This is a genomic window from Pseudomonas sp. Z8(2022) (assembly GCF_025837155.1).
Lineage (GTDB): Bacteria > Pseudomonadota > Gammaproteobacteria > Pseudomonadales > Pseudomonadaceae > Aquipseudomonas.
The window spans coordinates 3,451,530-3,464,424 of sequence record NZ_CP107549.1 but is presented as its reverse complement, the minus strand read 5'-3'; the positions used below and the strand labels follow the sequence as shown (position 1 = coordinate 3,464,424).

Below are 12,895 nucleotides of genomic sequence, written 5' to 3'. Positions count from 1 at the left end.
ACCCTGTAGGAGCGGCTTTAGCCGCGAGCTTTTCTTGCAGCCTGCACGCATTGCGCGCAGGCTTCGACTTTCGGGATCGCTCAACAGCTTTGGGCCGATCCCTCGAATTATCGCGAGACGTCTTGCATGCATATCAAACTCGCCAACCCCCGCGGCTTCTGCGCAGGCGTCGATCGCGCCATCGAGATCGTCAACCGCGCGCTGGAAGTGTTCGGCCCACCGATCTACGTGCGCCATGAAGTGGTGCACAACAAGTTCGTGGTCGAGGATCTGCGTGCCCGTGGCGCGGTATTCGTCGAAGAGCTGGATCAGGTGCCGGACGACGTCATTGTCATATTCAGTGCCCACGGGGTTTCCAAGGCCGTGCGCGACGAGGCGGCCCGCCGTGGTCTGAAAGTCTTCGACGCCACCTGCCCGCTGGTGACCAAGGTGCATATGGAAGTGGTGCGCTACAGCCGTGAGGGGCGCGAGTGCATCCTCATTGGCCATGAAGGTCACCCGGAAGTCGAAGGCACCATGGGCCAGTACGACGCGAGCAATGGTGGCGCCATCTACTTGGTTGAAGACGAGGAGGACGTTGCCGAATTGCAGGTGCGCAATCCCGATAACCTGGCGTTCGTCACCCAGACCACCCTGTCGATGGACGACACCAGCAAGGTGATCGACGCCCTGCGGGCCAAGTTCCCGGCCATCGGCGGTCCACGCAAGGACGACATTTGCTACGCAACGCAGAATCGTCAGGATGCGGTCAAGCAACTGGCCAGTGAATGCGATGTGCTGCTGGTGGTGGGCAGCCCGAACAGCTCCAACTCCAACCGCCTGCGCGAACTGGCCGAGCGCATGGGCACACCAGCCTACCTGATCGACGGCGCCGAAGACCTCAAGCGTGAGTGGTTCGAAGGTACGAAAGGGATCGGCATCACGGCCGGGGCGTCGGCACCTGAGGTGCTGGTGCGCGGGGTGGTCGACCAGTTGCGCGCCTGGGGGGCGGAAGGGGAGACAGAGCTGGACGGAAGGCCGGAGAACATCACGTTCTCGATGCCGAAGGAGTTGCGGGTTAAGGCGTTATAGAAAAAAGCCCCCGTCAGAGCGATCTGGCGGGGGCTTTAATTTGCCGCAGGCACTATTTCCAGCAGTTACTTACGGAAGCGCCAGAAGCGGTAACACCTTTTTCACCCATGGCGTTGAGTGTCAAGTTACCGCACTTTGTATCGTTGAACGTATTGGTGGCCGTCAACGTATAACCGCCGTCCCCACTTGCGCTGGCGACGGAAAGCGTGTACTTGCCCGTTTCGGAGGTGTTTCCGCCGAGCCCCAGTTTGCCCAAGTCGCTATTGCTGGTGACATAGACATTATTTTGCGCAAAGTAGCGTTCCTGGCGAGCCGAAGCGTCGGCCAGCAGAGCCTGGCCTTCGCTTCGGTTTGCTCGTTGCACGTACTCCGTATAGCTCGGGTAGGCGATCGAGGCCAGAATGGCTATGACCACGACCACTATCATGACTTCAATCAGGGTGAAGCCGGTTTGAGCAGGTTTCATCGAATACTCCATAGCTGTTTATTCTTCTTCACTCAAGCCCGACTCGGCGCCAGCTTTGACGTCCAATGCTGGATGGGTCCGGATAGATATTGGTGCATTCCTGCCCGGTGCAGTACTGGAACGAGTTGTCAGAGTTCTGCGACAGCGTGCCACCACCTTCACCGTCCTGACGAATAGCCGAGATGTTGTTGGTGCCTACATCGGATGTCGGGGTGTAGTCGAAAGCGTTGTGAGGCGTTCTGCCGCCTGTAAACGGGTTGATGGCGAAGGTCCAGTTGGTCGCGCCGTCACCGCATGGGTCGTCATTGGGGATCAGGGTCTGGAAGAAAACCGTGCGGCCCAGTTGCGACATGTTCTCTACCACCATTTCGCCCTCGCTCTTGCGAAGATCGAGCCACCAGCCATTTTGCGCGGCCTGCGTAGGTGATCCACTCCAGTCAATAGCGTTATTGCTGATAACCAAGCCTTGTCGAGATGAGCCATCGGCGGCCACCGTTACCTGGTTGGTAATTTCCTGTTCCTGCAGACTGCTGCGAGTGATATTTGGAGCGCTTGCCTCTTCGCCAAGCGTCTGCTTGTCCCAGATGCCATAAACGGTCTGGGGCATCGTTTTGTCGCCGTCCTTGTCATTGGTTTCGAAGAACTTGCCCGTGCCAAAGATCACCAGGTATCCAACACCGGTTGGGTGGCGAACCAGGCTGGGAGCAGACGTAATGGGTTGCCGGCTATCGTTGTTGCTTGAGGTGGCGCTGAACAGCGGCTCACCGTCATAGGCTACTTCGAAGTCATCAATAGCTGTATCACCATCATCCTCCCGAGTGAAAGGGGTGCTGTCAGTGCGGCCGTTTCGTAGCAGATCGAAACGCCAGACGTTGCCTTGCAGGTCGCCTGCATAGGCGTAATCGGCTACACCGTCGCCGTTGTAATCACCGAGCTTGGGTGTGGACAGACCATTGGCTACGCCTTCTACACCAGAAACTTCAAGGCTCTTGAGAAGAGTCCCTTCCATGGCGTCGACAATAAATAGTGCTGCCTTGCCATTGGTATTGTTGGCGCTTTCATAACCGTTGCCAAACACAACAGCCCAGGTCCCAGTGTGCAAGCGAGCAATGGTCGGCTGGGAGAAGCTGTAGCCCATTCTGGCTTCTGCATGGTCTGGTAGGTCGCTGTCATTAAATTCCCACAACAGCTCCTCTTCGCCGGGGGTTGTTACATCCAGGGCGAATATGGATTTGCCGCCAGCCTTGAGTGTACCCACGAGAATGGTGCGCCACTCGGTGCCGTTGAATACATCAGCGACAACAGGCGGACCATCGACATAGAACTCATGGCTGTAATTGGCACCGGTCAGCTTGTTGAGCTTGTGAAATACCTCAGTAGGAATGAACGCGAATTCTTCGACACCGGTATTGGCATTGAATCCATGGAGCATGCCATCGTTTCCGCCCACGTATATACGGGGACGACGTTCGGCAATGCTCTGAGCAAAGGTGCTGTAGGCTGTGTTGCCTTCCAGTCGGTTGGAAAAATCGATCAGATAACGCGGGCCGGAAACGACCGCCGGTGTAGAGGAGTAAAAGTCTCCCAGTACACCGCTGCGTTGGCGGAAAGTAGTACCTTCACCCGTACGGACACCACGCAAATAATCGAGGCGTTGCGAGCCTTTGCTATCCACGACGTTGCCGTTTTCCGGGTCACGGCTCAGGAAATAGGCCAGCGTGCCTACGGTTCCGCTTGACCCCGCATTCGCCCAGGTGAAGTCCACCAGCCCGCTGTTGCTATCGCCCGCAATTTTTATTCTTCGGCTTGCTGCGCCGGGAACCTGGTTCTTGGCACTCCAGATTTCCTGTGTTTCAAAGGTATTGGTCTGCGAGTTCCACCCTTTTTCAAAGCGCTTCACATCACCAGACCAGTTGTCGTCACTGGCGTAGGAAGTCTGATAGGAAACGGTTTTTACAACGCCATTATCATCCTCATCCGTGCTGATTTGGCCTGAGTTAATAGCCGGCCGAGCGGCTGTCGATTTGCGGTCAGCAATACGCGAGAGGACATCATCGAACGCCTGGACCATTGCTTCCGGACTGTCGGCGCTGAAGAATTCACCTCGGGAATTGATAGCCGAGTGCCAGAGGTCGTAGACATTGTTGTTGCTACCACTGGATGCCTGTGGCCAATTTACCGTGCCTGCAGCAAGAGCTTCATAGCCGGCGCCTGAATGAGTGCTGCCTTCCCACGGAATATCGGATCTGTTCAGCGAGTTGGTTAAGCCAAGTCCCATGACAAAATTGGTCATGTGCTGCCAGGTTGCAGGGTCGTTACGAGGATCCCAATAGTCTGTAGTGGTGTCTCCACTCTTGAATGGAATGTAAGCCGGCAGCTTATTGTTGAGATTAGGATTAAGATCCGTTGCCCAATAATGCATCGCCAAGTCTGCGAGTGTGCTGCTCTGGCTGTCATAGTAGGGGTGTTTGTTCGTATAGACTTTGCCGTCAGGCAGATCTATGTTGTTGCCGTCGTGCTTGAAGGAAGCAGGATTGGTCGCTGTCTCATTCCACATGCCATCGGTCATCAGAATGTGGTAGCTGGCCCGGCAGGCGTAGGTGTTGTCAGTTGTATTTCTGTTGGAGGAATCGCGGCTGTTTGGGTATTTTTGCCAGGCAACATCCTGTTTTAGAAATTCACCCGCTCTCTTCATGGCTGCAGGCAGTGGCGTCCCTTTGTTGAAGTAAATATCCTTCAGCCAGCTATAGAACTGCCCTTTATGCTGCTGGTCATACTGCCGGAAACGGTTGTCCTTGCAGTTTGTCGTGTCTCCGCCATTGAACGTCTTGCAGGTATCGAGGTTCTGCCATGTCATGCGGATTGCCGGCGACAGTTGGGCAAAGGACAAACTGGTAGCGGAGAGAGTTGCCAGAGCTCTGGTTCTGTAAAAAGAATACCAGACCGCAAAATTCTCCTTTTCACTATCCTCTACAAACTTAAGTTTGTAGCAGCTGGTGTTGGATATTGAGTTGTTGCAGCCGGAAAGAGACTGATCAAATATGTAGTAGTAGGCAGGGGTTCTGGCTGTGTAGGTATTATTGCTTCTTGAACAGGAGAAATTAGTGGTGTCTGTAACCGGTCCGCCAGTTTTTATCTGGCAGGTGTAATTAAGGGTAAAGCTTCCTGAACGTGTTACTTCGAAATTAATTCCCGCGGCACTGGTCGCAGTCTTAGTGCCATTTGATGAGAAGCTGATGTCCACTTGGAAATCGGCAGCCGGGCCGTTGAGCCGGTTATGGGCTCCCGTGGGCATGCGATATTCCTTGCCCGTCGGTCGGTAATAATCCGCAAGATTAAGCGTCCCGTCATTTGGTCTGAAACCGTTGATTGGCGCGCTGGTGAAGCTAGTGGATAGTTGTACCTCGTCGCCATTGACGTCGAAAAATGGTGGGATCGTGTATTGGGTGTTGGGATTGTAATACATCGGGTTGAACGCAGGGGCTGCGTAAAGGCGTGTAATGTTGGACCCGCTGATAACACTACTTTCTACTGTATCCGGGACAAAACCCCAGGACATACTGCCGGATTCGTCCAGTGTCAGAATAAGATTCGGTGGAACGCCCACGGTAAGGCTGAGCGGGCTTTGCGAGACGGTAGCATAGGCGTCGGCGGCACTCAGCAGCGTAGTACCAAACAAGGCATATGAAATAGTCTTGGCGAGAGAAGAGCTAAGGAAACGGTTCATGATATCGGTGCTCAGTTGTTGATACCAAGGTAGATGTTGGCGTTCGTAGACTGCAGGAACAAAACCTCTCCAGCCTTGCCATTGTTCATGTAGAAATAGGTGCCCTGGCCTTCGGCAACCATCCCGTATTCGGCATTGACTGCCGCGTTACCTGCTTCGCCTGCTCGTATGCTGTTCCAGTGGGCGTCTGTTTGGGCGCTCGCCTGTGTGCTTGCTTGAGCGTCGGTTCCGCGATAAGGCATCCAGAGCAGGCCCCCTGATGAGCTGTCGCCGAGGTAGTCTTCATTTGCCTCTTTCGGGTTGTTAACGAAGTCGAGGAGGTTGCTGTTTTGTATGGCAAGAAGGCATGGTTTATTGATGCCATTGACGTTCAGTGTGTTGTTCGTACTGCAGTTGGCGGCTTTTGGTTCTAGTTTGTCGCGAATATTACCCGGCCCGTAGTAACGAAACTCGGCCTCACGCAAAGCGGCGTCGGCGACGTTGATAAGTTTTGTCTCCTGAGCGCGATTGGCAGTGATGCGTGTTTCCAGGGTCACCCCGCGCATGCTGTTGATCGCAAGTAATGTCAGTACAAGCAGCATGATGAGGGCGATGAACAGAACTGCACCTCTTTGTTTTTGATAGGTGATGGCTCTCATGGCATGAGGTTCCTGACTGTCTGCGTGCTACTTGTTACTTGATATAGGCGGCGGCTATCCGCTGTCTGCAAGCGTGTCTTCTCATCCTCGGTCGCAGTTGCCAGCCAGTCGTCGAGAATTTTTGAATCATCACTATCGCGTTGGCTACTTCGACTGGCCATCAGCAGGGAGTAACGTACGCTTCGAATTGAGCCAGCCGTAGCTGTCCAATCTGCCTGAGGAATATAACTAGTGACTTCTTTTTCCAGGAGATCGGAGGCGCCCACTCCAAAGTCCAGACGCATGTCCGCAATTCCGCGAAGTAACTCCCCATACTGTGGGGACGAAACATTAAGGCTCTTGCAAAGCAGGCGGCCGTTGGGCAGATCGTTGTCGGTGCTGGGCTCATACTTGAATGCCAGTATTATCAGGCTTGATGCAGGCGGAGATGAAAAGGCCACATCGTCATCAAATGCCGCGCTGGCTGCCCCCTGACAATCCAGTTCACCGCTGGTCTGCGGCTGGTAGCGGATGCAAAAACCTCTGCCCACGCTCGGATCCAACCCGGTGATGGAATGACCAGCACCAAAAGCCTGGCAATCACCACCAGCATTTCTGCTAGGAAAGGCTTCTTCCACCAGGATTACGGGATCTCGTCTGTACCCGGCTTTCCCCAGGTATTCATTGATCATCAAGGAAGCAAAGCGGCTGTTTTCCAGGTTACCTGCCTGGCTTTGCTGGAATACGTAATTGCGCTTGTTGTCGATGTAGACTTGAGTAATGCCGAGGATTAGCAGGCTGCTTATGGCCAGGGCAATCATCAGCTCGATGAGTGACAGACCGAACTGGCGTTTAACTGTATTCATGGTTCTACCCTAACGGTGTAGGTGCATACGGTGGAGTCCGGGTCATCAGCATTTAGGCAGGCGCCGTCACGCACCTGCCAGGCGAGGCGAATTTCGAGCATGGAGCCTGCACCGTCACAGTCGCCAGGGGTTGAGCTGCGGCAGATGCTGGACTCGCTCTCGAATACTGTGGCTCCGCCAGGCAGCATCGCTTCGACCTTGTCGGCCCAGCAGTCGCGCTGCTCTTTCGGTGTTTCGGCAAGGCGTGTTGTGCTGGTGACGCACGCTTCTCGGTCTGCGAAGTCTTCGCCTTTCTCTTTGTAAAAGAGAGAGTCTTCTTTCATTCCGCTGTTGATCGGGAACTTCGGGGCCGGTGAGTTGTAAAGCGCTTGCGGATTTGCCCGAGCTATTTCAATCAACTCGTTAGCCAGCGAAACGGCCGTGTTGCGCTGAACTGAATCCTGTGTGTACTGAATGCTGCGTCCTTGCAAGGCAACCATGCCGAGCACGCCAACAGTGGTCAGCAAGAGGGCGACCAATACCTCGATGAGGCTGAAACCTTTGTTATTGCTCATATGCATTCTCACAAGGTGCAGCTGTCGAGAGCTGTGTGGTTGGCATCCTTTTCCCCCTGTAGATATAGGCTTGTTGCGCCGCTGGCTTGTATTTCCAGAAAGTACCCTCGGGTGGGGTCGTCATCATGGCAGACGGTGAACGTCGCTGCGGTCGCAGTGCCGTTGCTTCTGAAGGTGATGGTTTCTCCACTCGAGCGTATGGTCACCAGCTCAGGGTTATGCTCAAGCTTGCGAATGGCAGTGCCATCCCGTTCAATAACCCAAGGATCTGCGTCATCGGTCTCGACCGTAATGGTTGACTTCAGGGTTACAGCTTCGCCTCTGGCGTAGAGAAGAAATGATCTGAGTTCTTCTGCCTGGCTCTGCAGGCGATTACGCTCGATCATGTCGGTAAAATTCGGCATTGCGATCATCGCCACGATAGCGATCAGCGCGATGACGATCATCAACTCGACCAGGGTGAATCCGCCGGTTGCCGCTTTGCCTCGCATGACTGACTCCACTCATAACTTTGAGTGGATGATGGCCGATATGAGCGATGGAAGTCCTGTGCGGCGGGACGGTTGGTTTTTCTGAAGAGACGGCCGGTTGTCCGCTGCGTGGTAATGTGGACCAGTTCACGCCGTGTCGTTGGTCAGTTGCAGCGGTGGGCCTCGTTCATATCTTCCTTGAAGTCCGACCGTCGAATACGGCCCTGTCGGTTAATGATCAATTGCCACGCCAGACCCTGCTGCGTGCATAGGAAAAAGCGGCCATTACCCGTGGGGCTGGTGCCGTCGCTTCTGAATAGAATGATTTTCCGGTATCCCGTCCAGTGCAGTGTGCCGTCAAGTTCGGAGAGCTTGTCGCGGCTCAGTATTTCGTCGGTTGACGGTGACTTCAGGATCCAGCCCTCGTTCCAATCTTCTGCGCATTCGACGCTGGATGAGGGGCAGACTAGCACTGCTCTTTTCTCGGCAATTGCTCTGGCTCTGGCGTTTTCCAAGTTCCGAAGTAGCAAGTCCCCTGAGGCCTGTTGTCGGTCCTTTTCGACCAGCTGATTGATTTGCGGAACTGTGATGCTCGCCAGAATGGCAAGCACTAGGAGGGCTATGAGGAGCTCGGCCAAGCTGAAGGCCAATTGCTGGGAATGGCGCATATCCACATCCTTGTATGTATGTTTACCGTCCTGGTGTTGAAAGGTGTAGACCTTCAATATGAAAAGGGCAAGGCGGAGGTTTGATGTCGAAGGATTTTCTGATTGTTGGGGGCGGAGCGATTGGCATGCTCTCCACGTTATCGCTTGCACGAAGCGGGGCCTCGGTGCAATTGCTGGAGGCTGGCTCTACAGGTCAGGAATCCTCCTGGGCCGGCGGCGGCATTGTTTCTCCGCTCTACCCCTGGCGCTACAGCGCCGCGGTGACGGCGCTGGCGCATTGGTCACAGGACTTCTATCCGGGCTTTGGTCAGCGGTTGCTGGACGAGACGGGTATCGATCCCGAAGTGCATGTCACAGGGCTGTACTGGCTTGATCTGGATGACGAGGGCGAAGCCCTGGTGTGGGCAGAGCGCGAAGGGCGTCCGCTCCGGTCGGTGGATATCGCGGAGGTCTATAGGGACGTGCCCGTGCTGGGAGGTGGTTTTGAGCAGGCCATCCATATGCCGGGGGTGGCCAATGTGCGTAACCCGCGCTTGGTCAAGGCGCTGCGAGCGGCTTTGGCAGCCATGCCGAATGTGGATGTGCGTGAGCATTGCGCGGTTACCGGGTTTATCCAGGAGGACGGGCAGATTCGTGGCGTGACCACGGCGGATGGAGAGATTCGCGCTGATCGCGTAGTGCTCGCTGCCGGTGCCTGGAGTGGAGCGTTGCTCAATACGCTTGGGCTGGAGTTACCGGTCGAGCCGGTGAAGGGGGAGATGATTCTCTACAAGTGTGCCGAGGATTTTCTGCCGAGCATGGTATTGGCCAAGGGGCGTTATGCGATTCCGCGCAAGGATGGACATATCCTGGTCGGCAGCACGCTGGAGTACGCCGGATTCGACAAGACGCCGACCGATAACGCGCTGGCAAGCCTCAAGGCTTCGGCCGAGGAGCTGCTGCCTGCGCTCCGGGACGCCGAAGTGGTAGGGCATTGGGCCGGTTTGCGGCCTGGCTCACCGGAAGGTATTCCCTTTATCGGCGAGGTTTCCTCGCACCCCGGGCTCTGGCTCAACTGCGGACATTTCCGCAATGGCTTGGTGCTGGCGCCGGCATCCTGCCAACTGCTGGCCGATCTGATGCTGGGGCGTGAGCCGATCATCGATCCAGCGCCCTATGCCCCAGCGGGGCGTCTGGGGCGCTGACGGGGCAAGGCGTCAGTCGATGCCCAGCTTCTTCAGGCGATAACGCATTGAGCGGAAGGTCAGGCCCAGGCGCTGGGCCGCGGCGGTGCGGTTCCAGCGGGTTTCTTCCAATGCCTGCATGATCAGCTTGCGTTCGATGTCCTCGAGGTAGTCCTCGAGGTTGTCGATCTGCGCCAGGCTGGCTTCGCCACTTTCGTTACCGGGACCGCTGGCGTCGGCCAGGCGCAGATCGTTCGGAGTGATCTGATCGTCCTCGCACAGGGTGTAGGCGCGTTCGAGCATGTTTTCCAGCTCGCGCACATTGCCCGGGAAGCGATAGTTCTTCAGTTTTTCCAGTGCGTCGGGGTGCAGTTTGGCTGCTGCAAGGCCGGTGCCTTCGGCCAGGCGCGCGAGCATCACCTCGGCCAACTGGGCGATGTCCTCGCGGCGCTCGCGCAGTGGCGGTACGCGCAGTTCGATGACGTTGAGGCGATAGTAGAGGTCCTGTCGGAAACGCCCGGCGGCGACTTCGGCGGCCAGGTCCTTGTGGGTGGCGCAGAGGATGCGTACATCGACCACCACTTCCTGCTGACCACCGACCGCACGCACGGCCTTTTCCTGGATGGCGCGCAGCAGCTTCACCTGCATCGGCAGCGGCAGGTCGGCGACTTCGTCGAGGAACAGGGTGCCACCATTGGCTGCCTGGAATAGGCCCTGCTTGTCTTCGATGGCGCCGGTGAAGCTGCCTTTCTTGTGACCGAAGAACTCGCTCTCCATCAGCTCCGAGGGGATGGCGCCGCAGTTGACCGGGACGAAGGGCTGCTCGACGCGAGGACCCTGTTCGTGGATCAGACGGGCCACCAATTCCTTGCCGCTGCCCGATTCGCCACTGATGTAGACCGGCGCCTGGCTGCGCGAAAGTTTCTGAATCTGCTTGCGCAGGGACTTCATCGGCGGGGAGTCGCCGAGCAGGCGGCTGTCGACCGGAGTTTCTTCTCCTTCGGGGGAGCGAATGCGCAGAGCGGTGGCGACCAGTTCGCGCAGCCGGCCGAGGTCTACCGGCTTGGTGAGGAAGTCGAAGGCTCCGGCCTTGAGCGAGTTGATCGCGGTATCCAGGCTGCCATAGGCGGTGATCATTGCCACGGGGACTTGCGGATGGCGCTGCTGGATGTACTGCACCAGATCCAGGCCGGTGCCGTCGGGTAGGCGCATGTCGGTCAGGCACAGGTCGAAGGGCTCGCGCGCCAGCCACTCGCGTGCTTCCTTGACGTTGCGGGCGCTGCGGGTATCCAGCTTCATGCGTCCGAGGGTGATTTCCAGCAGTTCGCGGATATCGGGTTCGTCGTCGACGATCAGGGCTCTCTGACGGTTCATGTTCAGCTCAGTTTGCGCGGATGGGCGAAGGTGATGCGGAAGCAGCTGCCGCCCCCTTCACGAGGTTTGTAGTCGAGGCGGGCCTGGTTGCTCTGGCATAGCTCGCGGGAGATATACAGGCCGAGTCCGGTGCCCTTGTTTTCAGTGGTGTAGAAGGGCTCGAAGATGTGCTGCTCCTGCTCGGGCGGCACGCCGGGGCCGTCGTCGAGAATCTCCAGCACCGGCAGGTCGCTGAACTCGTCGCGGAACAGACGCAGCCAGACCTGGCCGACCCGGTGTTTCTGCGCGCTGTAGCGCAAGCCGTTCTGTACCAGGTTGGTCAGCACCTGGGTCAGCTGATGGGGGTCCATGCGTGTTTGCAGGCTGCCACTCTGGGTTTCCAGATGGATTTGCCGGTCGCTCGGCGCCGAGCTGCGAAATTCGCTGGCGAAGCGGTGCAGCCAGTACTTCAGGTCCAGCAATTGTGGCTCGGCCTGACGTCGGCGCGAGAGCTGCAGAACGTTCTCGATCACCAGATTCATGCGCTTGGAGTGATCCTGAATGATCTGCGCCAGGCGCTGATCGGGGCCTTGCAGATCTTCGGATTCCTGCAACAGCTGCGCGGCGTGGCTGATTGCACCGAGCGGGTTGCGGATTTCGTGGGCGATGCCTGCGGTCAGGCGGCCGAGCGAGGCCAGTTTCAGCTGTTGCGCCTGCTGGGCGATCTGCGAAATGTCGTCGAGAAAAACCAGGATGTGCTGTTCTTCTCCGCGCTGCAGGGAGATGAAGCTGGGCTGCAGCATAGGCCCGTCGACCTGCGCCTGCAGGCTGTCCGGGCGCAGGGTCGGGTTGTGCAACCACTGTTGCAGGCGCTTCACCAGCTCGGGGCAGTACGGGTCGATGATCTTGCCGGTCAGTTCGCTGCGGCCCAGCAGCTGTGTCGCGCCCTGGTTGGCCAGCAGCACACGATGCTGCGTGTCGAGCACCAGGATGCCGGTACGCATGCGCTGCAGGATCTGTTCATTGAGCTCCTCCAGATTGGCGACGTCTGCCGCGCGTTGCTCGGCCAGGCTTTCACTCAGGCGCAGGCGGCGGGTGATGCCTTGAATGAATAGCGCACCGGCGAAGCATAGGGCGCCGAGGGCGCCGGCCTGCACGTACTGGGCGGCAGCGGCGGGGCGGCTGAGGCTGAGATAGAAGGTCAGGTAGATCAGCGCCATTGCGGCAATGGCGGCGATCAGCAGGCCGATGCGGCCACGAAGCAGGATATTGGCGATGGCCACCGCCACCACCAGCAGGTTGCCGATGCCGCTGGGTGTGCCGCCAGCTGCGTAGAACAGCGCGGAGAGAAAGATCACATCCACCAGCGCCAGGCTGAATAGCTGCATCAGGTGCTTGGGGCGTTGCACCAGTACGGCAATGAGGATGTTGAGGATCAGGTAGACCCAGCTGCCGGTACGAAACAGCTCGATATGCACCACATCCAGAAGCTGCTCATCAAGGTTGCTGGAGATCAGCAGTACCAGCGCCAGACCGATGCTCAGGCGATAGAAATGATAGAGCCTGAAAATGCGTCGCCCCTGGGTTTCGCCTTGCAAACTGTGATCAGCGGTCACCGGTGCGTGGGCCTTGTTCGAGATGGGCCTGGCTGCAGTACCACTGCTGATCCTGGCTCAGGGCAAGGGGTTTGGGGACATGCACGCCGCAATGTGCGCAGCGCACCATAGGCGCAGCTGTTTCTTCGGCGGGGCCAGTGCTCTTGGGGTTGCTGATGAAGCGGCGCCAGATCCAGATCGCTGCAAAGATGACGGCAATCCAGAACAGCAGGCGAATAAGGCCCATATCGTGCTCTTCTGTTCATTTAAAGCCCGCAGTTTAGCCAAGCCGAAGGCATCGGCACAGTATCCGCAGGGCAGCTTGTGAGCTGTTTCCGAGCTATA

At 57.2% G+C, this 12,895-nt stretch carries 12 protein-coding genes; 2 read left to right on the top strand and 10 right to left on the bottom strand.

Features of this window, described 5'->3' with window-relative positions; all coding sequences use genetic code 11:
- Positions 1 to 126 precede the first annotated feature (126 nt).
- Entirely contained in the window at positions 127 to 1,071 is a 945-nt protein-coding gene (gene ispH / locus OEG79_RS16590) for a 4-hydroxy-3-methylbut-2-enyl diphosphate reductase (protein ID WP_264146054.1), read from the top strand.
- Between the two features lie 52 nt (positions 1,072 to 1,123).
- On the opposite strand, the gene OEG79_RS16585 is transcribed toward ispH, so the two are convergent.
- The 7 genes from OEG79_RS16585 to OEG79_RS16555 all read right to left on the bottom strand — a co-directional run bounded on the left by OEG79_RS16585 (position 1,124) and on the right by OEG79_RS16555 (position 8,439).
- Complete coding sequence (locus OEG79_RS16585) at positions 1,124 to 1,537, bottom strand: type IV pilin protein (protein WP_112210483.1); 414 nt, start codon at positions 1,535 to 1,537, stop codon at positions 1,124 to 1,126.
- Positions 1,538 to 1,565: 28 nt separating this feature from the next.
- On the bottom strand, positions 1,566 to 5,264 hold the full coding sequence (locus OEG79_RS16580; protein WP_264146053.1) for a pilus assembly protein: 3,699 nt from the start codon (positions 5,262 to 5,264) through the stop codon (positions 1,566 to 1,568).
- A gap of 11 nt (positions 5,265 to 5,275) precedes the next feature.
- The gene (locus OEG79_RS16575) at positions 5,276 to 5,902 is read right to left on the bottom strand and encodes a PilX N-terminal domain-containing pilus assembly protein (protein ID WP_264146052.1); all 627 of its coding nucleotides are present in this window, start codon (positions 5,900 to 5,902) and stop codon (positions 5,276 to 5,278) included.
- Positions 5,899 to 6,747 carry a PilW family protein gene (locus tag OEG79_RS16570; protein WP_264146051.1) on the bottom strand — a complete coding sequence of 283 codons (849 nt, stop codon included), beginning with the start codon at positions 6,745 to 6,747 and terminating at the stop codon, positions 5,899 to 5,901. Before OEG79_RS16570 ends, OEG79_RS16575 begins: the two co-directional genes overlap by 4 nt.
- Complete coding sequence (pilV, locus tag OEG79_RS16565; RefSeq protein WP_264146050.1) at positions 6,744 to 7,301, bottom strand: type IV pilus modification protein PilV; 558 nt, start codon at positions 7,299 to 7,301, stop codon at positions 6,744 to 6,746. The genes OEG79_RS16570 and pilV overlap by 4 nt, the downstream gene beginning before the upstream one ends.
- An 8-nt stretch (positions 7,302 to 7,309) precedes the next feature.
- Positions 7,310 to 7,792 (bottom strand): GspH/FimT family pseudopilin, encoded by a 483-nt coding sequence (locus OEG79_RS16560; protein ID WP_264146049.1) that lies wholly within the window; start codon positions 7,790 to 7,792, stop codon positions 7,310 to 7,312.
- A 143-nt stretch (positions 7,793 to 7,935) separates the two neighbouring features.
- The gene (locus OEG79_RS16555) at positions 7,936 to 8,439 is read right to left on the bottom strand and encodes a GspH/FimT family protein (RefSeq protein WP_264146048.1); all 504 of its coding nucleotides are present in this window, start codon (positions 8,437 to 8,439) and stop codon (positions 7,936 to 7,938) included.
- Between the two features lie 83 nt (positions 8,440 to 8,522).
- Between OEG79_RS16555 and thiO the strand changes: the two genes are divergently transcribed.
- Positions 8,523 to 9,623: a glycine oxidase ThiO gene (gene thiO, locus OEG79_RS16550; RefSeq protein WP_264146047.1), complete on the top strand. Its 1,101-nt coding sequence runs from the start codon at positions 8,523 to 8,525 to the stop codon at positions 9,621 to 9,623.
- 12 nt (positions 9,624 to 9,635) lie between these two features.
- On the opposite strand, the gene OEG79_RS16545 is transcribed toward thiO, so the two are convergent.
- The 3 genes from OEG79_RS16545 to OEG79_RS16535 are packed head-to-tail and all read right to left on the bottom strand — an operon-like array spanning position 9,636 to position 12,797.
- On the bottom strand, positions 9,636 to 10,976 hold the full coding sequence (locus OEG79_RS16545) for a sigma-54-dependent transcriptional regulator (protein ID WP_264146046.1): 1,341 nt from the start codon (positions 10,974 to 10,976) through the stop codon (positions 9,636 to 9,638).
- Between the two features lie 2 nt (positions 10,977 to 10,978).
- Positions 10,979 to 12,571: a sensor histidine kinase gene (locus tag OEG79_RS16540; RefSeq protein ID WP_264146045.1), complete on the bottom strand. Its 1,593-nt coding sequence runs from the start codon at positions 12,569 to 12,571 to the stop codon at positions 10,979 to 10,981.
- Positions 12,561 to 12,797, bottom strand: coding sequence for a PP0621 family protein (locus tag OEG79_RS16535; RefSeq protein WP_264146044.1), 237 nt, complete (start codon positions 12,795 to 12,797; stop codon positions 12,561 to 12,563). Before OEG79_RS16535 ends, OEG79_RS16540 begins: the two co-directional genes overlap by 11 nt.
- Positions 12,798 to 12,895: the final 98 nt, after the last annotated feature.